General features: G+C 41.9%; 15 protein-coding genes and 1 pseudogene. 12 read left to right on the top strand and 4 right to left on the bottom strand.

The window, feature by feature from the left end; translation table 11 throughout:
• Positions 1–178: 178 nt before the first annotated feature.
• The 6 genes and pseudogenes from AMD27_RS12180 (at position 179) to AMD27_RS12155 (ending at position 7614) form a co-directional block, all read left to right on the top strand.
• Entirely contained in the window at positions 179–772 is a 594-nt protein-coding gene (locus AMD27_RS12180; protein ID WP_067660953.1) for a LysE family translocator, read from the top strand.
• A gap of 136 nt (positions 773–908) precedes the next feature.
• Positions 909–1478 carry a dCTP deaminase gene (gene dcd / locus AMD27_RS12175; RefSeq protein ID WP_067660950.1) on the top strand — a complete coding sequence of 190 codons (570 nt, stop codon included), beginning with the start codon at positions 909–911 and terminating at the stop codon, positions 1476–1478.
• Positions 1479–1788: 310 nt separating this feature from the next.
• Positions 1789–3153 (top strand): annotated as a pseudogene (locus tag AMD27_RS12170) (hypothetical protein); the annotation flags it as partial.
• Between the two features lie 128 nt (positions 3154–3281).
• On the top strand, positions 3282–3965 hold the full coding sequence (locus AMD27_RS12165; protein ID WP_067660942.1) for a hypothetical protein: 684 nt from the start codon (positions 3282–3284) through the stop codon (positions 3963–3965).
• A 26-nt stretch (positions 3966–3991) separates the two neighbouring features.
• Positions 3992–6469 carry a DUF6160 family protein gene (locus AMD27_RS12160; protein WP_067660940.1) on the top strand — a complete coding sequence of 826 codons (2478 nt, stop codon included), beginning with the start codon at positions 3992–3994 and terminating at the stop codon, positions 6467–6469.
• A 182-nt stretch (positions 6470–6651) separates the two neighbouring features.
• Positions 6652–7614 carry a DUF6160 family protein gene (locus AMD27_RS12155; protein WP_067660936.1) on the top strand — a complete coding sequence of 321 codons (963 nt, stop codon included), beginning with the start codon at positions 6652–6654 and terminating at the stop codon, positions 7612–7614.
• Between the two features lie 77 nt (positions 7615–7691).
• On the opposite strand, the gene AMD27_RS12150 is transcribed toward AMD27_RS12155, so the two are convergent.
• From AMD27_RS12150 to AMD27_RS12135, 4 genes are all read right to left on the bottom strand, one after another.
• On the bottom strand, positions 7692–9419 hold the full coding sequence (locus tag AMD27_RS12150; RefSeq protein ID WP_067660933.1) for a proline--tRNA ligase: 1728 nt from the start codon (positions 9417–9419) through the stop codon (positions 7692–7694).
• Positions 9420–9513: 94 nt separating this feature from the next.
• On the bottom strand, positions 9514–12618 hold the full coding sequence (locus AMD27_RS12145; protein WP_067660929.1) for an efflux RND transporter permease subunit: 3105 nt from the start codon (positions 12616–12618) through the stop codon (positions 9514–9516).
• A 14-nt stretch (positions 12619–12632) separates the two neighbouring features.
• Positions 12633–13754, bottom strand: a complete 1122-nt coding sequence (locus AMD27_RS12140; RefSeq protein ID WP_067660924.1) for an efflux RND transporter periplasmic adaptor subunit — start codon at positions 13752–13754, stop codon at positions 12633–12635.
• Between the two features lie 31 nt (positions 13755–13785).
• Entirely contained in the window at positions 13786–14376 is a 591-nt protein-coding gene (locus tag AMD27_RS12135; protein WP_150115813.1) for a hypothetical protein, read from the bottom strand.
• A 326-nt stretch (positions 14377–14702) separates the two neighbouring features.
• Here AMD27_RS12135 and pilG point away from each other — a divergent pair, with 326 nt between their 5' ends.
• From pilG to AMD27_RS12105, 6 genes are all read left to right on the top strand, one after another.
• A complete protein-coding gene (pilG, locus tag AMD27_RS12130; protein ID WP_067660918.1) occupies positions 14703–15086 on the top strand; it encodes a twitching motility response regulator PilG in 384 nt (127 codons plus the stop codon).
• A gap of 33 nt (positions 15087–15119) precedes the next feature.
• Complete coding sequence (locus AMD27_RS12125; RefSeq protein WP_067660915.1) at positions 15120–15488, top strand: response regulator; 369 nt, start codon at positions 15120–15122, stop codon at positions 15486–15488.
• A 3-nt stretch (positions 15489–15491) separates the two neighbouring features.
• Complete coding sequence (locus AMD27_RS12120) at positions 15492–16028, top strand: chemotaxis protein CheW (RefSeq protein ID WP_067660912.1); 537 nt, start codon at positions 15492–15494, stop codon at positions 16026–16028.
• A gap of 42 nt (positions 16029–16070) precedes the next feature.
• Positions 16071–18140, top strand: coding sequence for a methyl-accepting chemotaxis protein (locus AMD27_RS12115; RefSeq protein ID WP_067660909.1), 2070 nt, complete (start codon positions 16071–16073; stop codon positions 18138–18140).
• A 150-nt stretch (positions 18141–18290) separates the two neighbouring features.
• A complete protein-coding gene (locus AMD27_RS12110) occupies positions 18291–22952 on the top strand; it encodes an Hpt domain-containing protein (protein WP_067660906.1) in 4662 nt (1553 codons plus the stop codon).
• 9 nt (positions 22953–22961) lie between these two features.
• Positions 22962–23429: a hypothetical protein gene (locus tag AMD27_RS12105; protein WP_067660903.1), complete on the top strand. Its 468-nt coding sequence runs from the start codon at positions 22962–22964 to the stop codon at positions 23427–23429.
• The last annotated feature ends 26 nt before the right edge of the window (positions 23430–23455 follow it).

Genomic DNA, 23455 nt, shown 5'->3' with positions numbered 1-23455 from the left:
ATGATCTTGCCTATACCCATAGATGACTGAGTCGTATAAAATAAATTAAAAGCTCAAGTGTTTGTAATATTTAAAAATTCAGGTTTTTTTAAACTCTTGAAAAATATGCTCACAAAGAATATTTTGCTAAGTGAAAACAACTGAATTAATCTGCATGGATTCTATAGTGAGGTCAGTTATGATTTCATGGCTATTTGTCGGCTTAGTGGTGACAATTTTACTCACCCCTGGCCCAACCAACACCCTTTTAGCTTCATCTGGTATACAGGTGGGCATGCGTAAATCTACCGCTTTAATTCCTGCAGAAGCAATTGGGTATCTGATTTCAATTACCTTTTGGGGCTTCTTAATTGGTAAAGTCAGTGGCCATTTACCGCTTCTTCCTACGATTTTAAAATTATTCAGTGCAGGCTATATTTTATATCTTGCGATTAAATTGTGGCGAACGGCCAATGTTGAACAGAGTTTTTTACAACCCAGTATTCGTGCACGCGAACTTTTCTTCGCTACACTGTTAAACCCCAAAGCCCTTTTATTCGCGTCAGCCATTTTCCCTACGATTGCATGGCGAAGTGCAGATTATTATGTATCGCATATGCTGACCTTTTTGCTTTTGATTGTGCCGATTGCCTTTTTTTGGACATTTATTGGTTCAATACTGGCCAACAATAAAATCAAATGGCTGAATCAATCCAATATGCAAAAAACTGCATCTTTGGTACTCATGAGTTTTTCAATTCCCTTAAGTTATTCGGCTATTTTAAGCCTGTAATTTGTGCAGAATAAAAGTAGGATACGGCCATATAGAATTAAGCGACATGCAGTTATAGACTTGCTTATTTCTATTCCTTAGAAATTCAGTTAAAGTACAGCGCAGTAATTGAAATCAGTATTTTGGGAATATAAACATGGCAATTAAGTCTGATCGTTGGATTCGCGAAATGAGCGAAAATCACGGCATGATTGAACCGTATGCAGAAAACCAAGTTCGTTTAGATGGAAATGGTCAAAAACTCATTTCCTATGGTGTTTCAAGCTATGGGTATGATGTTCGTTGTGCGCGTGAGTTCAAAGTGTTTACAAACGTTCATTCTGTGATTGTAGACCCTAAAAATTTCGATGAAAAAAGTTTTATCGATATTGAAGCAGACGTATGTATTATTCCACCGAATTCGTTTGCTTTGGCCCGTACAGTCGAGTACTTCCGTATTCCACGTAATGTATTGACAGTATGTTTAGGTAAATCGACCTATGCACGCTGCGGTATCATTGTGAATGTGACGCCACTTGAGCCTGAATGGGAGGGTCACGTGACTTTAGAGTTTTCAAATACCACCAATCTGCCTGCGCGTATTTATGCAGGAGAGGGTGTTGCACAAATGTTATTCTTTGAATCAGATGAAGTGTGTGAAACCTCGTATAAAGACCGTGGTGGTAAATATCAAGGTCAAACAGGTGTGACTTTACCAAAGACCTAATTCAACGGTTAATCGTGTGAATATTGCAACAAAAAGCAAACTTTCGAGTTTGCTTTTTTATTTTATTAATTTAAGCTTTTGAAATAAAGAGAGTTTTCATTTGTCGGAAAAATAGAGAACTAAGTGTCATTATTTTGCTTATCGAGTTTAAGTTCTATATTATTATAAAGTGTGATCTATTTTTAAAATTATTAGAGAAGCATGGATTTCTTCTCGCTCGAATCTACTTGAATTGTACTAAACTGAAATATCTAGAAATTAAAAAATATAAAATATGGTGCGGAGCATCGTATAAATAAGGAAGGTCAAGATGACTACACTCCATTATACGTTTAATGTAAAAAAGGCTTTATTTGCAGGGCTAATCAGTTGCTGTGCCTGTCAAAATGTACTGGCTTTACAGCCACTGTCTGATGAAACCTTAAGTTCGACCACTGGTGAAGGCATTGCTTTGGTACCGCAAGAGGCTTTTTTTGTATTTCAGGGTGAAAATTCATCTGCTTCAGACATTATGAATCGTAGTCAAGACACTGGTTATATCCATTTGGTTCCAGTAGGACCACTCACTACAGCTGCTCGAGACACCAATAAAAATGGGGTAGTGGATAGCGGAGATTACTCGGTTGGGAAAGCAGATATCTTTATCTATGGCTTGGCACTGTCTAAGTCCGATAATAACCATAATAACCGTCTAGCAGCATCTGACAGCAATGCAAAAATCGCTTCATGGGGTACAGCAACGAACCCTTGGCTCATTCGTGTGGGAACAGAAAACCAAGTCCCTAACTTTGATTTGACTAAAAACTGTGCCCAAGCTGATGTCAGTTGCCAAGTGCCTTACTTAGCGTTTGAAGCACCGCTTTATAACACCACATTACCGACCACAGTTGCAGATGGTGCAGATGCTTATCGTTTGAAACTTGCCATGTGGGCAGATGCTTTTGCACTTGATCCAAGTAAAAAAGAAGGTGCTACTGATCTATACCATTTGGGAGAGCGTGCTGGCGTGTCCGATGCTTCTCGTGCCAATCGGATACGCTTACAAGCCATTTGGAATGACTTTAGTATCAATGGCACGCGTCTACAGGTCTTTCAGACCCTTGCAGGCGCTCAAAACTCAGCAGGCATGAGTGAGTTTTATAACAATACTTTAGGGATCGCAGGCTTAGTTCGTCTCAATAGTGGTGATTCTGCAAATTTAAGAAGTTCAAGTCCTGGGACTAAAACCCTTCGCCTCAGTACTCGAGAAACCACCGATACTTCATTACTCAGTACACCGGCAATTAATAATTCATCTGCCGCTCCGATTTTTGATGCTAATGAAGGGTTATTTATTCATAACTTGAATACCAATTTGGTTTTAGGGTCACTGTATCAGCCCCTTATTTTAGGCTCCGATGGAACTAACTTTAGCTTAGAGCTGACGCGTATCCCAAATAAACCTGAAATTTATCAAAAGATTTATACCGACTATGACAATCCCAATTCGACAACCTATGCAGGATCAACCTGTAATGTCTACAAATGCGGCAATAACGGTTTAGCAGGCTATCAGGGAACCAATGCCACCCACAGTAGCATCACGATTGGTTCAACCATTTATGACCCACAAAAAAATAGCCTTCAAGCCTATAAAGGTTCTGATGCCATGGGTATTTCTTTTGGTGCAATGAATCCTGTAGCGCAAACTCCAAATGCTGCAGTACCAACAGCATCTTTTAAAAATTTAGGTTCAGCTGTGATTGATGGCGTGTTGATTCAACATATGAAAATCACCACCAAAGGACTGTAAGGAGCAATATGATGAAAAAGGCACTATTCCTTCTTCTTGCAAGTACTCTGCTTAGCCCTGCGTATGCCATGGATGCATTAAGTGATGAAGACTTGAAAATGGTTCAAGGGCAGTCAGGCGCTGATTTGTCGCTGAAATTGTCACTCAACCAAAAATATGATGAAACCAAAGGCAAATATGTTCTGGATGATGTCTTGTGCAAAGACGTTGAATACTGCCGATTGGCAGTGTCTGTCAATAATCGATATATAAAGAATGGACAAGCAAGCAGTTCCGATGGCAATAAACTTTGGCTGGTATTTAAAGGCATTCAAGGCACCATCAATATTGAAAAAATTGGTTTAGATGGTGTGGACTTAAGCTATAAAGCCAAAGGTGGGGCAGAAAAAATTAAAGCGGCCATGCAACTGAGTTTTGATGCCACCAAAGCCATTCAGATTCGTAATTTTGGTTTCGATGCACTTGCCTTTGGTCAAGACAAATTTAGCAGCAGTGCAGGTACAGAAGTGGGCAGTTCGGTGGCAGCAGATTATGGTTATTTGCAAGTTAAAAAATACGATGCTACCAATGCGCCAGGCTCAGTTTATGATCATGGTCGTGAAACAGGCTTTATGGGCGTACAAATGAATGGAAACCTTGCCTTACAAGGTAAGGTCATGGTCTTTGGGTGTGATGCTACGCATCCGCGCTGCTAATTGAGTCTGATTTACAAGGAGGCGTGATGAAAAATAAAAAAAACAGTCACAACAAAACACTTATGCTGAACACATTGGCTTTGAGTGTTTTTATGGCGAGTGGACATGTGTATGCACTGCAAGTCATAGCTGATGAAGACTTACGTTCGATCAATGGTCAGGATGGCGTACAAATATCGACCAGTCTTGCTGAGGCAAATATTGATCAATTGTACTGGGCAGATGAAGCAGGACGAGGTACCGCAGGCGCAACGAATTCAACGCTGAAAGCTACAGTAGATCAGGTCAAAATTCGCCAAAGTAATGCATCAGTTTTGCCCTTAGGCGCGGATATCAGTATCAATACTGGAAGTCAGGCCAATAATGCTGGGCTTGATCTTCTCATCAGTGCATCGCCTGCTTTAATTACTGCAGATTCCTTTCGTATTTGTAATAACGAAGCATCGAGTGCGTGTGGCCCAGCTATTGGGAATTTTGCGATTCAAACCAGCTCAAATATTGATTTAAGTTTAAAAACGATCAATGGGCTGTTTAGCAAAGAGAACTTGAGTGAAATGGCGATGGGCATTAAAAATGCCAACATTTACTTGGGTCAAACTGATGTTAAAAATGAAATCAATCAATTGGTTTTGAAAAACTTTAACTTCAATTTTGTGGGGCGTGGCGCGCTATTTGTAGATGCTGTTGAAGGTTTAAGGTTGCAGACCAACACACGCACAGGCAATGCAGACAATGTAGCAACGTTGAGTAGTAGTCCAAGTGACAGTTTGGGTTATGTAGATTTGAACCGTGTGGATGATTCTGCGTCAAAAAATACTGGATTCGTCAATACAGGAACCTATGGCAATACCAAATCAGGCGCTGAAGGTCAAACTACAACATCAGGTTTGAACCTTGAAATCATGCTAAATAAAAATGTCTCAGCCAGTAATCCTTATGCGATTAATGCCACTACGAATAGTCCAGAAGGTGCTAAAGGCTTAATCCGCGTGGGTGCAAGTGGACGTATGGTCAATTCATCTTTACAATTTCGCGGCTTGAAAGGCCAGGAAAGTGTTTTAGGAAATGCCAATAGTGCAGCAGGTGTAAGCTCCAATAGTAGTGTGATGGGCGACTCTGGTCTGGCATTTAGGATGAAAACAGAGTTCACCAAAGACAATGACGCCATGCTCGCAGGCGGTGGACAAGCCACCACTTTAGAAATTGGTGGGGCTGGTCTGAATGCTTATGGGTTTGAATTTGGCAATCTAACGGGCTTAATGCCCAGTACTAGAGCATCTTTTGACAGCGGTAATGTATATTTAAACTTAGCTGACACCAAGACACTCAGCCTACCTGTGAATAGCGTATTCCAAAGTAGCCGTTTTGGTAATGGTTTGTTCCTTACCTCTGCGTCAGATTACATCCAGAATATCCATAATCTCACTACGGGTGAAAACCCTTACAGCTTGATTGCAGCCATTCGCGGAGCAGAGTTCCAGTCAATTTCTAGACGTGGGCGTTTTACTACAAGTGCAGGCATCGCCAATAGTATCAACTTGTTTAGCCAAAGCGGGCTTGATAATCAGTGGGGGCTAGCACTGCCATTTTACAACCTGAATGCGAACCTTGCGATGTATGGCACCAAGGTGAAAGCGGATCAAGCCTTTTACTATACGCTTGCAGGTTCAAATGTGATTAAAAACATGATTGCAACCTCAGGTGAAACAGCACGTTTAGGGTTTTCTTTGGCCATGAGTACCGAAGGTATAGATAAGGTGAATGGCGTTGCTGCAGGGAACAAGACTACCTCGATTATGGTCATTGACGGCGGAAAAGTAGGAACGGGGGGCAATACAACTCCAACTGACTACTATATGGGCCTACGCAATATTGACATGCTACTCAAAGGTACAGGTAATTTGGGTGTGGAAAATGGCAGTTTGAACGTGAGCTTACGCGATATGCTCATTGTGATGTCTACAGAAGTTGCTGCGGGTTACTTACCAGGCACCATGTATAAAACCTGCAAAATGAACGCTGCTGCAGCAGGTTGTTCTACACAAAATTCAGCACCCTTGAATAACTTTGCACTGGCAGATGATGTACTTTTTGGCTTGAAGCTTAGGGTAGGTGGGGATATTGATTTCTCCTTACTTCCAACAAACTCAATTGATGAGGGTAGTCGCTTGACCGTCGTGGGTGATTTAGAGCTAAAAGGTGATGGCAACACCATTCAAATTAGTGATCCGCAAAATGGTTCAACCCTAGGTTTAGACCGTATTACGGGTAAAGTAGGTTTTAATAACGCCATTGTGGTCGCAAAAGATCAAACTTCAGGTCAAGGTAAAGTCGGATTCAATACCAGTTTATTTTTGAATCCACAAAAAACCACCACAGGTGTCTTTAGAGCGCGAGATATTAACTTTTATCCACCCAACGCAGGACCTGGAAAGCGCTTAGGTGAGCTTGCCATTACTGGTGGACGTCTATCAAGTGAACTTAGCATTATTCCTCGTAACTAGTTTTTAGAGCCTGCTTTTAGAGACTGATTTTGCGAGCTTTGAACTGTATGCTTTGAATTGTATACAAAATTTTTGATTAAATTTTACACAAAATCACAACCTGTTTTGGTGTTATTGTTTATAGTGTGATCGAGATAATACTTTGATAGTTTTCAGCCATATTGTCATAAGGATTATGCACAATGTATAAAAATATAAATGAAAAAAATAAAGCGCTCATGCTTTTGTTGGCATTGTGCCCAACAAGTTTGGCTTTGGCGATGCAGCCGCTTGATGATCAGAGCTTAGCGACGACCACGGGTCAAGACGGCATTCATATTGGTGTGGGTTTCAATAAAATTGATGTTGAACAAATCTCGCTGATTGACAAAGATGGGATTACAGCGCCGATAATGAATAAAGACTATAAAAGCCCTGCGGCTTTAGTGGTTGCTGGTGCTGTAAACAGCCCGATTAATGTGAGTTTTGTCGGTGCAGATGCTTCACCGACTTTGAATATAGTGATGGATACGGATGCTGGCAATGGTCAAGCGTTTGCCAATGTAGGCTTAAGTTTTGGCAATCAAATCTCTGCCCTTAAAGTCAGCCCATTTGCAGTTTATTTGGCCAGTACCAACTCGGTTTCAACAGCAAATGCATCTAAATCTATTTTTACTATCGCTGGTGCATTAAATACAGGTGTGAGTAAAATTTTTGAAGTAGGAAGTGCATCAAATAATTTTGAAATCACTTTTAGCAACACTAACCGTCCACAAATGAACGTGCAATTGGGTCATGTGCCACAAGGGCAAATGATCCAGTTTAGTGGTGCAATTCAAGCAATTTGTGGAACAGGTTCAGGTTGCCCAATCTCGATTATCTCAGGTGATACTGCTGCCAAATTTGATTTTCAAATGAAAGCGACAGATGCAGCCAATGGCTTTGCGCTGAATGGGTTCTATGCGGGTGTTGAGCCGACTGGTGCTGTGTTTGGTCATACAGGCAGTTCGAGTAAAATGAATGTCGCGCTAAATAATGTGATGCTGGGTCGTGAGGGCGCAAATGCAGCCAATACCTTTAATGGTCTAAGCAATGGCTCTATGGGAAGTTTTGGGGCAATTGGTACGTCCGTGAAAGATTTGAAAGTCAATATTCGAGGCTTGTGAAATTTAAATACAGGCTAAAAAATCCCGCACTTGGCGGGATTTTTTAAAGGAAGCTGATAATGAAGACGCCGTAAGAATTACTTGGCAATTTTAGCCAATTTAGCCAAAACCTCTTCTTTGCTGATATTGACAGATTCAGCATCACGGCGACCTTTGTATTCAAAGGTACCTGCATCCAAACCTTTTTCACCAATCACGATGCGATGTGGAATACCGGTAATTTCTAAATCCGAGAATTTGACACCTGGACGTTCATTACGGTCATCTAAAATCACATCATAACCAGCAGCTTGCAGTTCTGCATATAAGGCTTCAGCTGCTTCTAAAGTACGTGGTGATTTGTGTGCATTCATGGGAACAATCGCAACATCAAATGGCGCAATGGCTGCAGGCCAGATAATTCCCTTGTCATCAAAGTTTTGCTCAATCGCAGAGGCCACCACACGCGTTACACCAATACCGTAACAGCCCATGGTCACGGTAAATGGTTTACCGTCTGGACCCAATACTTTACAGCCCAAAGCTTCAGAATATTTTTGACCCAATTGGAAAATATGACCGACTTCAATCCCGCGTTTGATCAAGATCGTCCCATGACCATCTGGAGATGGATCGCCTTCAACCACATTACGTAAGTCATAAACTTCAGTGTACTTCGCATCACGTTCCCAGTTCACACCAGTCGCATGTTTATCTGCTTCGTTTGCGCCTGCCACAAAGTCAGATAACACAGATGCTGCACGGTCAACAATCACGCTCAAGCCTTTTTTAACCAGTCCTTGAGGACCAATGAAACCCACTGTTAAGCCCAGTGCTGAAATTTGTTCTTCAGTGGCAAAGGTCAGAGGAGAGGCAATTAAAGGATGTTTTTCAGCTTTAATTTCATTGAGCTCATGGTCGCCACGAAGGAACAGTGCCACCACAGGTGCCGCTTGACCTTCTTCAGTTGCTACACCTTGAACCAACAAAGCCTTAACAGAATCTCTCGCTTCGGTGTTTAAAAACTGTGAGACATCTGCAATCGTTTTTTGATTTGGCGTATAGACTAAAGTCAGTGCTTGAGTCGGAGCAGCGCGTTCGCCCACAAGCACTGCTTCAGCCATTTCGACGTTGGCAGCAAAATCAGATTCTGTTGAGAACGCGATATCGTCTTCACCGCTAGATGCGAGCACATGGAATTCGTGAGAACCTGAACCCCCAATCGAACCGGTATCTGCTTGCACTGGACGGAAATCCAAACCTAAACGGGTAAAGATGCGGCAGTAAGCGTCATACATCACATCATAAGTTTCTTGCAGAGATTCTTGATCTGCATGGAACGAATACGCGTCTTTCATGATGAATTCACGAGAACGCATGACACCAAAACGTGGACGAATTTCGTCACGGAATTTGGTTTGCACTTGATAGAAGTTTGCAGGCAATTGCTTGTAGCTTTTTAATTCGTTACGTGCAAGATCAGTAATCACTTCTTCATGCGTAGGTCCAAGCACAAAGTCGTTGTTATGACGGTCTTTAAAGCGTAGCAGCTCAGGACCGTATTGAACGTAACGACCTGATTCTTGCCATAAAGATGCAGGCTGAGTGACCGGCATCAACACTTGAAGTGAACCTGCACGGTCCATTTCTTCGCGTACAATCGCTTCCACTTTATTTAGCACACGAACGCCCATTGGCAGCCAAGAATAAAGTCCTGAAGCCAATTTACGAATCATACCCGCTCTTAACATCAGCTGATGAGAAATAACTTCAGCATCGTTTGGGGTTTCTCTTAACGTTGCAAATAAAAAGCGACTCGCGCGCATGGAAACTGTCCTAATAATAAGTGTTAAAGCATAAGATTATACGATAAAAAATGAGGTGCACATTTAAAATGTCACCTCATTATAAGCGCCAATATTATGACATGAATTTTCGTGTTTGACGCAGCATAAAATTCTTAAAGTCATCTAAGTAGGTAAAGATCACAGGAACCACCACCAAGGTCAGCAGGGTCGAGGTAATCACCCCCCCAATCACGGCATGGGCCATGGGTGCACTTTGTTCACCGCCTTCCCCTAATCCTAGTGCTAAAGGCACCATTCCCATCACCATAGCGCTGGTGGTCATCAAGATTGGACGCAGACGGGTTTTGCCTGCAGCAATGATGGCATCATAGCGCTCTTCACCGCGATCCATGGCTTTCTTAATAAAGTCGATGAGCAAGATAGCATTCTTGGTCACCAGTCCCATGAGCATGATAATCCCGATAATGGAAAATAAGTTCATGGTCGAATTAAATAAGAACAACGCCAAGAATACGCCGATCAGTGACAATGGCAGGGAAGCCATAATCGCAGCAGGGTGAATGAAGCTGTTGAACTGCGAACCCAGTACAATATAAATAAACACAATGGATAGGGTAATCGCAGTCATGGCATAGCCCGCAGATTCGGCCATATCCGCATTGGATCCTTGGGTATCAAAGCTATAACCCGTAGGCATTTCAAATTGATCTTGGAGTGCTGAAATATCTTTACCAATATCACCCGCGGGACGACCAGAAGTATTGGCTTCAACCAAAACTTCACGTGCCAGATCTCGGCGGTTAATTTGAGAAGCACCTAAACTTTCTTCAAATGTGGCAATGGTGGCCAGTGGAATCAAAATGGGTTGATTGTTGGCATCCATTTTCTGTGAACTTAAATACAGATTTTGAATATCGCTCGGTAAGCTTCGGTTATTTTCACTCAAGCGCAAATTCACATCGTAATTTTCACCCTTTTCATCTTTCCAAGTGGTGACATCATCACCTGCCAATAACGGTCGAATGACATTTGCTACTTGGTTAACTGAAAGGCCAACGTCGTTGGCAAGTAAACGATTCACATGAACTTCAAGGGTCGGTTTCGGCTCTTTCAGTGAACTTTCTAAATCGACAATGCCATCGACTTTAGCAATTTCAGCCATGAAGCGATCTGAGATTTTCTGTAATTCATCTAAGTCAGGGCCTTTGATCGAAATCATCACCGGTTTTTGACCGCCAGAAACGGTTTCATCCGCAGAAGCCACAGAGGTCACCGTAATTCCTGCCACGCTTTTTAAACGTTCACGGAATTCATTGTTTAACTCAGATAGGGTTTGAGTTCGTTCCTGACGGGGGGTCACGCTAACGCGAATACTCACATGGTTTTTACCGCGGTCGGTTACGCCGTTAATCACGGCATAGGTTGCACGAACATGCGGATGCTGACGAATAATTTGATCCACTTGCTTGAGTTTGGCTTGCGAATATTCAATCGAAGCATCAACAGGGGTTTCAAACTTGATCCGAATTTCGCCTTTATCAGGCACAGGGACAAACTCCGTCCCAATTAATTTGGAGAGTCCGAGCGCACCGACCAATGAGGCTATGGCAATTGCCAATGTAATCACTCTAAAACGCAGCGCCAATTTCAGCAACTTTTCATAGACCACTGTTAAGCGGTCAAGCTGATTGGAAATAGCGCTAAAGAAACGTTTTAACCGTCCTGGTTTTTTGTTGGGGTTTTTCTTCTCTGCCCAATGTGCAGAAAGCATCGGATCGAGAGTGAAACTGACAAACATTGAAATGAGGACTGCGGTACTGACCGTTACTCCGAACTGATAGAAGAAGCGCCCAATAATACCGCCCATAAACGCAACAGGCAGAAACACTGCCACAATGGTTAAGGTGGTGGCCAATACAGCTAACCCAATTTCTTTGGTACCGTCGAGTGCTGCGGTCACATGGTCCTTGCCCATATCTGCATGACGGACAATATTTTCTCGCACCACAATCGCATCATCAATGAGTAGACCAATACTGAGCGACAGTGCCAATAAGGTCATCATATTGATGGTGAAACCAAATATCCAAATAAAGGTCAATGTGCCAAGTAAGGCAATAGGAAGCGTCAGTCCTGTAATAGCCGTCGAACGGAATGAACCGAGAAAGAGCAGCACAATCAGTACCGCTAAGACACCGCCCTCAACAATGGTGCGCGCCACATCTTTAATGCTGGCACGAATCCCTTTAGACGTGTCGACCACCACTTTAAGTGTCGTGCCTTCTGGGAGTTGCTGCTTAACTTTATCGAGGGTTTTATACGTTGCATCCACCACATCAATAACATTGGAATCTGAACTACGCAGAATATCCAATGCGATCGCAGTCTTGCCATTTAAAAAAGCGCTGGATTCCAGTTCGGCTTGGCTATCCTCAATTTTTGCCACTTGCTTTAAATAAATCGGAGCACCATTTTTGGTTGCAACAATCAGGTCACCAAAGGCTTGTGGGTGAATCACGCGTGATTTAATTTCAACGACCAATTCTGAATTGGGCTGTTTAAGTGTGCCACCCGGCACTTCAATATTTTCACCCTTTAAGGTGTTCATGACTTGATCAATACCAAGACCAAAGCTTTGTAATTTTTGAGGATCGGCTTCAATACGAATCTGGCGCTGAGAGTCGCCCAAAAGGTTGACTGTTCCGACCCCAGTGACCGTTCTAAACTGCGGCACAATCCGCTGATCTAAATACGAGCTGAGTTCGCGTAAGCTCATGTTTTTCGACTCAAACACCACCGACATCACCGCACTGGCAGTCGGGTCATAGCGCTCTACAATCGGATCTTGAATATCGTCACGAAACTCAGCCGTAACGGGTGCGATTTTGTCACGCACATCTTGGGCTGCAAGGGTAGAAGGGACGTCTAAATTAAACTCGGCAATAATAGTCGACAAGCCTTCACTCGACTGTGAAATGACTTGTTTTAGACCCGAAATGGTATTGATCTGATCTTCCATTTTCTTGGTAATTTCTGATTCAACTGTCTCAGGAGATGCACCTGGATAATTGGTATAAATCACCACAAAAGGGAAGTCGACATCGGGAAACTCTTCAACACCCATACGCTGCCAAGAAGCAAGACCCAATACCATGAGACAAAACATCATCATAATAGTGAAAACAGGATATTTGACGCTAATTCGGGTGAGCCACATCGTAATAGTCCTGTTTATTCAGCTGAGATAACGACGGTTTTATTGATATCTTCAGGCACGAATTGAATGCGACTGACCCAATCCGTTGGATTTAAACCACTGACAATGGCAATGTTTGAATTCATTTGCTGATCGAGTACACGAATAAAGACTTGCTGAATTTTTTTTTCACGCACCACCCATACATAGGCTTTGTTTTGGCTATCTTGAATCGTATCCAGCGGAATTTGTTGCCCCTGAACCGTATTTGAACCGAGGATGAAACCCTCTACAAATGCCCCAATACTGAGCGAGTTGATGGTTTCATTCGGTCTTGCAAAAAATTCAATCTGACGACTCGTAGGGTCTGCAATTGGTGAAACTCGGGTCAAGGATGCACTTAACTTAGCTGGATTGCCTTGAATAGTATATTCAACTTTATTGCCCAGCTTTAAAGCGCTTTGCTGTTCAGCAGGTAGGCTGGCTTGAATCTCTAAACGTGATGGATCGACAATATCAAATAAGGTCTGTCCAGCCGCCACTGTTTGACCCGGCTCAACTTGACGCTTGGTAATGACGCCGGAAAGAGGACTTCGAATCAGTCCATCTCGATCCGCTTTCACTGCAATATCGACATTGGCTTGTTGTGCTTTAACCGTTTCTAACTGACCCGTGTAATCTACCTGACTTTGTTCATACTCTACTTTTGAAATAAAGCCTTGGTTGTATAAGCGCTTTTTGCGTTGCACCATATTGTTGGCTTGTTGTGCCTGCGCCTGTGCAGATGCTAAGTTGGCACGCGCTTGGGCTAAGCGTGAAGCATTATCTTGGTTATTCAGCTGAACCAAAATTTGTCCTTGACTGACATTCTGACCAACTTGTACATTGACTGCACTTGCTGTGGCCGTGACCTGTGCTTGAATGGTACTTTGGTTGACAGCACGTATAGTGCCCGAAAAAGCAGCTCGACTGACCGCCTCACCTTGTTTGACTTGAATAATATCTTGTTGGATCAGTTCAATGTTTTGATCAGATTTCGGTGCTTCAGTGACTTGTTTTTTTTGTTTTTGACATGCATTTAAACTTAAACTCAGGCACAGTACTGCCAAAGTTGGCATGATGATTTTAAACGGCGCCCTAGTGTTTTTGATCTGCATGTAAATATCCTTTGATCATAATAAAGCCCCATTATTCAAAGGCTTTTAGTCGTTTGATAATTGTGTCGTATTGTGCTTGCGTATTTCGATAGTTGCTTTGTAACGAATAAATATTTTTTTTGGTGTTGGTCAAGTTTTGCATGTTGTAATTTAAGCGATCTTTTAAGTCATTAGGCACAGGTTTGCCTTTACGGAAAAATTCCATTTCTTGGCGTTTAAAAAGAATTCGATCTTTTTGGATTTGTTGCAGTTGCTGCTTTTGTAGTGCAATCTGTTTGTTAATATTTTTTAAAGAATCTTCGCGTTTTTGTACCGCAGTTTGGCTTGAACCATAAGCTTTTTTAAGCTTTAAATCCGATGCTCTTTGACGGGATTGCTGTTCACGTTGCTTCGATTGACCAATGTCTTTTTCTATACTATAAGCGCGATTTCGGTTGATGACTTGCATGTTGCTATCCAGCGCTTCATAGCCATTTCGAATATGAGCAGGGGTCACCGAACTGCTGATATTCGCGACACCGCTCTTATCATAATAGCGATACCATGTCGCTTTCGGTGTTTGCGTCGATGCTATAACGTCTGTGGCTACAAAAATAGTCAAGATCACTGATAAAACGTACATTAACACCGTTTGAGAAGACACTTTGAATGCTTTAAAAAAATGAAAAAAAGTGCTCATTTATTCCCCATAACATCGAAAAGATATTTTTATTTTAGCTATAAACATTAGTATTTTAGGACGGGGGTCTAAATTTATAAATATATAACTTAAAAATATTACACAATTTGTATGATCAAGTTAACTTTTTTGATTTGCTTTATGACACACTAGCATTTGAAAAATAAATCAACATTGAAAAAGACAGTGTGTATATGTTAAATAATAAAGATTATTGTAAAAATAAATTAGTTCAGCGCTACTTAAAACTTACTGGGGAGAATCATTAAATGGACGATAAACTTCAAAATTTGAAAGTCATGGTTATTGATGATTCAAAAACTATTCGTCGTACTGCTGAAACACTCTTACAAAGAGAAGGTTTTAATGTCGTCACTGCAGTGGATGGCTTCGAAGCGTTATCTAAAATTGCAGAAGCAAATCCGGATATCGTATTTGTGGACATTATGATGCCGCGTCTAGACGGCTATCAAACCTGTGCGCTTATTAAAAATTCTCAAAATTATCAAAATATTCCAGTCATTATGTTGTCGAGTAAAGATGGATTGTTTGATCAAGCAAAAGGTCGGGTTGTAGGTTCGGATGAATATTTAACCAAGCCATTTAGCAAAGATGAGTTATTGAATGCGATTCGCAATCATGTAACCACTTAAAAACTGAACAAAAATAGTTGATTGGGGGAAAAAATGGCTCGTATTCTAGTGGTTGATGATTCGCCAACTGAAATGTTCCGCTTTAAAGAAATACTCACCAAGAATGGTTTCGTAGTGATTGAAGCTTCAAATGGTGCGGATGGGGTGACGCTGGCACAGGCAGAACTTCCTGATTTGGTGCTCATGGATGTGGTCATGCCTGGGGTGAATGGTTTTCAAGCCACCCGTCAAATTGCCCGTGGTGAATCCACAAAGCACATTCCTGTGGTGATTGTGAGTACCAAAGATCAGGACACTGACCGTGTTTGGGGTAAACGACAAGGTGCAGTTGATTATTTAACCAAACCAATTGATGAGTCTGAATTGATTAGTTTGATTAAGCAGTATCTCAGCGCGGGATAAGATATGGCAGCAAGTGGATTTATCGAATTACTTCGATTGTCGAAGCGGGGAAATAAAAACTACGCTGGCAACGATAAAGAAGTAAACCGATGGTCAGGCATTGCATTTGAAATGATGGGGCAATATTTCGTTGCCCCTCTTGGTGAGGTTTCAGAGGTTATTTATCCACCTGAATATACCACAGTCCCGAATGCAAAGGGCTGGGTGAAAGGATTGGCGAATATTCGTGGACGCTTATTGTCTTTATCGGATTTAACCCATTTTATTTCAGGTCAGAGCGTACCTTTTTTAACGACCCAAAAAGTTTTGTGCATTAGTCATAATGATCATTATGTGGGGTTGATCGTTGATCAAGTTTTGGGGATACAACATTTTAATAAAAAAAGCTTTTTTTCAGAAAATAAACAATTAGATGAAAAGCTTAAACCGTATTGTCAGGGATATTTTCAGCAGCATCATCAAGCATGGAATATTTTCTTGTTCAGTCGGTTGTTAAATGATCCACAATACATGAACGCATCAGAAAAATTTATAAACTAGTTTTGACGCCGACATTGATGTCGCGTATCGGGGGAGAGCTGAATGGGCTTTAAACTAAAAAAGAAGAAGGCAGAAGGGGCTACTCCACAGGGTAATTCATTTTCTGCAACAAATTTTAAGTCGAAAGTTGATCAATTTTCAAAGTTATTTGGTGATACAAATCAATCTAAATCTTACCTACAAATGGCTTTGATCAGTCTGGTGATCTCGGTTTTAATTTTACTGTATCTTTTTTACAGCATTCCTCGTACGAATGATTTAACAAGGAGTATGGGTGAGCTGCGCCTTTTGTCACAGACCATGTCGAATCAAGCCAATGAAGCTATGGCATCTGGATCTACAAAGGCTATTCAAGATTTAAATGCATCAAAACAAAAGTTTGAAGAAAACTTTGAAACCGTTCAAGACATTCATCCAAACAATGAAAACTTAGCCAAAGTTGAAGACATTTGGAAAAAAGTATCTACAGATGTGACTTTGGTTGCGTCGCAGCAAAAGTTGATCAATCAGCTCTATGATACCAATATCGCGATTTCGGAAACGATTCCTGAAATTCAAGCCGACTATAACCTTTTGGTAAATGATATGGCGAGTGCCAACATGCCAAGTAGTCAGGTGGTTATTGCGAAGAACCAAGTATTCTTGGCAGAACGTATTCTTCGTTCAATTGGTGCAGTACTCAGTGCTACAGCAAACACGCGTGAAACAGCGGGTGACTTTAACTTAGATACGGAAACCTTTGGTACGTATTTAAACGCACAGCTCAATGGTAGTGCGGATTTGGGTGTCGCGCGTTTGAATGATGAAGCGATGCGTGAATCACTGCTTCGAATCAAATCAGATTATGATGCCATTATTAAATCTGCTTCAAGTACCGTGCTGGCGAACTCTGAGCAAATTGCTAAAGTGGGGCAATCCGCAACAAATATTTCTGCGAACTCAGATCAACTGTTAAATGCCTTGAATAATCTATCTGCGCATTCAACCTTAAAAACCATTTTGCCAGGTTTATTATTATTATTTGCCTTAGTCGCATTTTTATACAGTGTATTTAAACTTCTGGTGTTACGTAGTCAGGCAGATCAAATTCGTGTAATACGTTTACAAGACGAGTATGACCGTAATCAGAATGCAATTTTACGTTTACTGGATGAAATTGCCGATTTGGCGGATGGTGATTTGAGTTCGTATGCAACGGTATCGGAAGACTTTACCGGTGCAATTGCTGACTCGATTAACTTTGCCATCGATCAATTACGTGATTTGGTATCGCGTATTAATGACACGTCGCAAGAAGTGGCACGTTATACCCAAAATACTCAAGAAATTACCCAACAGTTAGCAGAAGCTTCTGAACATCAAGCGCAAGAAATTGCGGGTGCATCAAACGCGATTAATGAAATTGCACAATCGATTGATGACGTATCTGCCAATGCGTCTGAGTCTGCCGAAGTAGCTCAGCGCTCAGTAAAAATTGCATCAAATGGTGCAGACGTGGTAAACCGTTCAATCCAAGGTATGGACACGATTCGTGAGCAGATTCAAGAAACCTCAAAACGTATTAAACGTTTGGGTGAGTCATCTCAAGAAATTGGTAACATTGTATCGCTGATTAATGACATTGCAGATCAAACTAACATCTTGGCATTAAATGCTGCAATTCAAGCATCGATGGCAGGTGAAGCGGGTCGTGGTTTCGCAGTGGTAGCCGATGAAGTCCAGCGTCTTGCAGAGCGTTCAGCGTCTGCAACCAAGCAAATTGAAACGCTGGTAAAAACCATTCAGACCGACACCAACGAAGCCGTGATTTCGATGGAACAAACGACGTCCGAAGTTGTGCGTGGTGCAAACCTTGCAAAAGATGCGGGTGTGGCACTGGACGAAATTCAGTTGGTATCAAATAACCTTGAAAAGTTAATTGCGAACATTTCTGAGTCGTCGAAATTGCAGTCAGCATCAGCAGGTCATATTGCAACCACGATGAATGTTGTACAGGAAATTACCTCTCAAACCACAACAGCCACTTTCGATACAGCACGTTCGGTGTCTGAATTGGCCAACATGGCAGACTCACTTCGTGATTCTGTAACTAACTTTAAATTGCCTGAGTAATAGTTCATTGCTCTTCGGGGAGTGGTATCTAGATGTGTGTAGATACCACTAAAGTTAAAAGAGAATCATTGGTTCGGTGGTTTTGATTACCGAAGTATAAGTTGATAGGTTCGAGTCCTGAATTGAGGACTAAGCATAGAAGCCTGAGCTATGAAAGAAATATTAAAATATTTAGTCGAAAAGACAGTTTTACCTGAAGACAGTTATCTTGATCAGGATGCAGAAATTTTAGAAATTTTTGTTGAAGAACTTGAAGAAATTTTTGAAAATTTACAGCCATTATTAAATCAATGGATGGATGAGCCAACACATGACGGAATTTTAGTCACGGTTCGTCGTAACTTTCATACCTTAAAAGGGTCTGGCCGTATGGTCGGTGCAAAATCATCTGCTGAATTGGCATGGATCGTAGAAGACACTTTAAATCGTGTAATTGCCAAAAATGTCGCGCTAACACCGGCAGTGCAAAAGTATGTTCGTGCGGTGTTTAATCTATACCAATTTAAATTATTTCAAGATTTTCAAAATAATAAGGCGCATACGCTAGATTTCAGACCTTTGGTCATATTGGGTCAGCAGTTACAACAGAATTTAAGCTTGGAACCCGCTTTAGACAGCTTACTCGATCTGGCTGACACCTTAACGCATACAGAGGCATGGACTGGGCTTGAACAAACTGCTGAGAGTCCAGCGCTTGTAGCATCTACAATGTCAGCGAACACTGCACCGCTTGATCAGGATATACTTATTCCTGAATTTAAGAAGAAAGTTGCTGCTAAGTCAGAGTCGAACTTGACACCTGTTGCGACTGAAGCTGAAGCCTTGTTGTCTGTCACGCTGTCTATTTTTGTGGAAGAAGCAGAAGAGCATTTGGTAGTGATTGATCATTTTGTTCAACATGAACAGCATACGCCAGAACAACATAATCGTCTGGTGCGAGCGCTGCACACCTTGCGTGGTAGTTCATCTATGGCGCATGTGAATGATATTTGTGAAGTCAGCACGAGAGTTGAGACGTTGTTTAAACAACTCTTAATACAAGACATTGAAACCAGTATCAATGAAAATTCGCTTTTGGTCAGTTATGCAGAATATGTACGTGATTACTTATATATTTTAAAATTAGGTACTCAAGATCAAGCTAAATTTGACTTCTTCCTGCAACGCTTTAACCATGCATTTGAACGTTGTGATCTGCATGTCAGCACCTTGGGGAGTGACGAAAATATTCAGAATATCGTCAGTCAACTGGTCAATTTGAGTATTGATCACTTATTGGATACCGAATTTGAATTTGATCAACGCGCACAGTCTGAGTACCCGGATTATTTTGAGAAATTAAGCCAAGAAGCTGAAATTTTGGTTGAAAATACCAATACTTTGGCTGCGCAAGGAATTCATGAATACAGCTTATTCTTGAAAACCAGCTACGATGCGATATTAAATAATAGAGACCTCCTCAATACTGATTATGTATTTGAGTTATTCGGTCGTGTGCACCAAGAATTTACTCATTTATTCGATCATTTGGCATCAGGCCAACGTGTAGTGGTGGGAGGTTCTGCACAGCGCGCGATGGAAGATTTAAAAGCGTATCTCTTACAAGATATTGATCAAGTGGTCGGGTACTCTGATCCGAAAGACAGGATTGATACTCCAGATACATTTGAGTTCAATATTCCTTCGGTTTTAGGAGACCTTCATTCAAATCTTCAATCAAATAATGAAGCTGAACAAACATCGCAAGTTTCAACTGAACATGTAGGTCTGAGTCTGGCATATGTGTCGAACCAAATTGCAGCGGATCGGAAACTGATTGACTCTGACACTTCAATTCGCGAGTTCGATCTGGAGGTACTCGACATCTTCATCGAAGAAGCGGAAGAGTTATTGGTTGAGATCGACCGTGATTTAAATACTTGGTCGGAAGACATACGAGATACACGTGCACTGAATAATCTGATGCGTCATTTGCATACCTTAAAGGGTGGGGCAAATATGGTGCAGGCGGAGCATATTGGTCTCATCGCACATGAACTTGAAAGCATTTATGAGCGTGTGATTAATGCGCAAATGTCAGTAAGTCATGAATTGGTCAAATACATTCGTCTAATGCAAGATGACGTTTCTGACCGTGTACAACTGATCCGTGACGAGCGTGTAGATTATCCTGCAACGCACATTGTGGCGGTGTTACATCAAATCAGTGATCCGAGTACTCAGTTACAGGATATTGAGGTCACTGAAGATCAGACAGTCACTGATCACACTGATATTGAAGTATCTGAAAATCTACACGCTGGCGTTGAAGACCGACCATCTCTTCAGCCTCAAGCGCGTTTCGATTCTTCAGGTAATCTGTATGATCTCTTGGCGCCAACCAGTTTCGGTTTAACATCTCAATCTGAGTCTGAGCAAGGATTAGCGTTTAAATCTGAATTAGAGCCAGAATCAGAATTAGCATCAGAAACAGCGCCAGAATCTGCTGAAGCCATCGCACGAGAAACTTTTGTTGAAGAAGCAGAAGAACTGATTGCTGAAGCAGAAAACATCCTGCCAAAATGGTTTGAACAGCGCAGTAGTCGCAGTTTACTGTTGCAATTACAACGTATTGCCCACAGCTTAAAAGGCGGGGCAAAAATGGTGGGCTGGGAACAGGTTGCAGAAATCGCCTACGAATTAGAAACTGCATTCGAAGAATTTGCGGTCAATAACTTCAACTCCAATGCCTATGATGCGTTATTGGAATCGGCATTTACATGGTTGAAAACCGCAGTTCTTGAACAGAATTATCAGCATTTCAATACGCTTAAATCAAGCCTGAGCAATATCCATTATTTGGATGTTTCAACACAGTTAACCGAAAAGCTTACACGTTCAGATCTATTGAGCGAACAGTATGTGATTGAGTCGATTGAAGGTGATGGAACAGAACCACCATCAATGCTCGGTGAATGGGATCAGTCGACTCAAGTTGAACAAAGCGATGAGATGATTCGTATTTCTGCTGATTTGATCGAGAAAATGATCGATCTTTCCGGTGAAAATGCGATTAACCGTTCGCGCATTGAAATGGATTTGAGCCAGTTGGGGCATACTTTGACCGATATGGAACTTGCCATTCAGCGTCTGGCTGATCAGCTGCGCCGAATGGAGGGCGAGTTAGAGTCACAAATTCTTGCCAAACATGATGATTTGGGTTCACGTTATGAAGACTTTGACCCTCTCGAGATGGATCAATATTCATCCCTCAACCAATTGTCAAAATCACTTGCAGAATCTGCATCAGATTTGGTCGACTTTAAATCGACTTTGGCTGAAAAAATTAAAGATACGGAAGGCGTGTTATTACAACAGTCTCGTATTCAAGCTGAAATTCAAGAAGGCTTAATGCGTGCCAGATTGGTTCCTTTCTCACGTCTGCTGCCGCGTTTACAGCGTTTAGTGCGTCAAGTCTCCACCACACTCAATAAGCCAACTGAGCTGTTTGTCAACAATACCGAAGGCGAGCTGGATCGCACCATTCTTGAAAAATTGGTGTCCCCTTTAGAACATATGCTGCGTAATGCGCTGGATCACGGCATTGAATCTACAGCCGAGCGTTTGAAAAACCATAAGCCTGTCAGTGGCAAAATTGAACTGGACATTAGACGTCAAGGTTCAGATATTTTGGTGTCCTTTACCGATGACGGTCAAGGTATTGATGCTGAAAAAATCAAAGCCAAAGCGATTGCCATAGGCTTAATGCAAGACAATCAAGCCATCACCAATGAAGAAATTTTGCAGTTTATTTTCCACCCAGGCTTCTCTACGGCAGAAAAAGTGACCCAAATTTCAGGTCGTGGGGTGGGGCTGGATGTGGTGCAAAGTGGTATTAAGTCACTCGGTGGTCAGGTCTCTGTGGCTTCACAACTCGGCAAAGGTTCAACCTTCACCATACGTGTGCCAACCACAGTAGCTGTCAGCGATGCCTTAATGGTAAAAGTCGGCGATCAACAGTTTGCGGTGCCGTTATCGCAAATTGATCGTATTGTCCGGATTGCGCCGTCTGCGCTAGAACAATATTTCAGCAGTAATGCAGATTACTTTGACATAGATCATCAGCGCTATAAATTACGTTATTTGGGTGAATTTGTGGCAGATCAACCTGTGCCAAAACTCAGTGGTGTCGGGCACTCATTACCCGTGTTGCTGATTAAAGGCAACATGGGGCAAACCACAGCCTTGCTGATTGACCAATTGATTGGTTCACGTTCGCAAATTGTGATGAAACCGATTGGCGGTCAGTTTGCTTCAGTTGGCGTGGTCGCAGGCGCAACTATTTTGGGTGATGGTCAAGTGTGCCTGATTTTAGATGGTCAAAACATTGCCCGTCAGATTCAGGCCACTCAGCGTGATGATCAGAAAATTGAGCGTCGTGATCCTTTACGTAAACGTGATCATCGTCATTTGGTGATGATTGTGGATGACTCAGTAACCGTACGTAAAGTCACTTCACGTCTGCTTGAGCGTCAAGGTTTTGATGTGATTACCGCAAAAGATGGTATTGATGCGATTGAGCAGTTAGAAAATGTTAAACCGGACTTGATGTTACTCGATATTGAAATGCCACGCATGGACGGATTTGAAGTGACCAGTTTGGTTCGACATCATGAAATTCATCGTGATTTACCGATTATCATGATTACGTCGCGTACAGGTGAAAAGCATCGTGAACGTGCCTTTAGTTTAGGTGTGACCAACTATATGGGTAAACCTTTCCAAGAGTCGATGTTGCTGGAAAATATTGAAGCTGCCTTGGAAACCAAATAGAGAACGATTATGACGAATACTCAAAGCAGGGGTGTGTTGGATCAGATCCAAACCGAAGAATTACAGCATCTCATCACGGTGTCCACTGGATTTATTGACGCCTATATTATTGAGTGTCACCAGACAGTGCCGATGCTGTTGCCACAAAATATTGTCCTGTCCGCCCTGAACAGTCCAAGCCATGTCCAGTCCATTGAGTGGCATGAGCATAATTTGCCTGTATTTCATGTGAATAATCCTGTACAGCGTGCAGGCGTGGCTTTGGTCATCGAAGGTGAAGCGGTGGATCAGCGTTTTGCTTTAATGTGCGATAGCATGCCCAGCAGTATTCGGATTCGAATTTCTGAGGTGGTCGATGAAGATCATCCACTTGAAGATCCCAGCATACTGCAATATGTGCGCTTGAATGATGCTCTCTACTATGTGCCGGCTATTGAATATATACAAAAAAGTATCGGCTTAAACGTCGAGGCATAAGCGATTTTAAAATCAACTGTCATAAA

It is taken from the genome of Acinetobacter sp. TGL-Y2 (assembly GCF_001612555.1).
Classification (GTDB): Bacteria; Pseudomonadota; Gammaproteobacteria; order Pseudomonadales; family Moraxellaceae; genus Acinetobacter.
This window is presented reverse-complemented; position numbering and strand designations above follow the sequence as displayed.

What these genes read in the sequence shown, in the direction of transcription:
- AMD27_RS12180 (WP_067660953.1), top strand. Translation starts at nt 179, where the DNA reads ATGATTTCATGGCTATTTGTCGGCTTAGTGGTGACAATTTTACTCACC.
- dcd (WP_067660950.1), top strand. Translation starts at nt 909, where the DNA reads ATGGCAATTAAGTCTGATCGTTGGATTCGCGAAATGAGCGAAAATCAC.
- AMD27_RS12165 (WP_067660942.1), top strand. Translation starts at nt 3,282, where the DNA reads ATGAAAAAGGCACTATTCCTTCTTCTTGCAAGTACTCTGCTTAGCCCT.
- AMD27_RS12160 (WP_067660940.1), top strand. Translation starts at nt 3,992, where the DNA reads ATGAAAAATAAAAAAAACAGTCACAACAAAACACTTATGCTGAACACA.
- AMD27_RS12155 (WP_067660936.1), top strand. Translation starts at nt 6,652, where the DNA reads ATGTATAAAAATATAAATGAAAAAAATAAAGCGCTCATGCTTTTGTTG.
- AMD27_RS12150 (WP_067660933.1), bottom strand. Translation starts at nt 9,419, where the DNA reads ATGCGCGCGAGTCGCTTTTTATTTGCAACGTTAAGAGAAACCCCAAAC.
- AMD27_RS12145 (WP_067660929.1), bottom strand. Translation starts at nt 12,618, where the DNA reads ATGTGGCTCACCCGAATTAGCGTCAAATATCCTGTTTTCACTATTATG.
- AMD27_RS12140 (WP_067660924.1), bottom strand. Translation starts at nt 13,754, where the DNA reads ATGCAGATCAAAAACACTAGGGCGCCGTTTAAAATCATCATGCCAACT.
- AMD27_RS12135 (WP_150115813.1), bottom strand. Translation starts at nt 14,376, where the DNA reads ATGTACGTTTTATCAGTGATCTTGACTATTTTTGTAGCCACAGACGTT.
- pilG (WP_067660918.1), top strand. Translation starts at nt 14,703, where the DNA reads ATGGACGATAAACTTCAAAATTTGAAAGTCATGGTTATTGATGATTCA.
- AMD27_RS12125 (WP_067660915.1), top strand. Translation starts at nt 15,120, where the DNA reads ATGGCTCGTATTCTAGTGGTTGATGATTCGCCAACTGAAATGTTCCGC.
- AMD27_RS12120 (WP_067660912.1), top strand. Translation starts at nt 15,492, where the DNA reads ATGGCAGCAAGTGGATTTATCGAATTACTTCGATTGTCGAAGCGGGGA.
- AMD27_RS12115 (WP_067660909.1), top strand. Translation starts at nt 16,071, where the DNA reads ATGGGCTTTAAACTAAAAAAGAAGAAGGCAGAAGGGGCTACTCCACAG.
- AMD27_RS12110 (WP_067660906.1), top strand. Translation starts at nt 18,291, where the DNA reads ATGAAAGAAATATTAAAATATTTAGTCGAAAAGACAGTTTTACCTGAA.
- AMD27_RS12105 (WP_067660903.1), top strand. Translation starts at nt 22,962, where the DNA reads ATGACGAATACTCAAAGCAGGGGTGTGTTGGATCAGATCCAAACCGAA.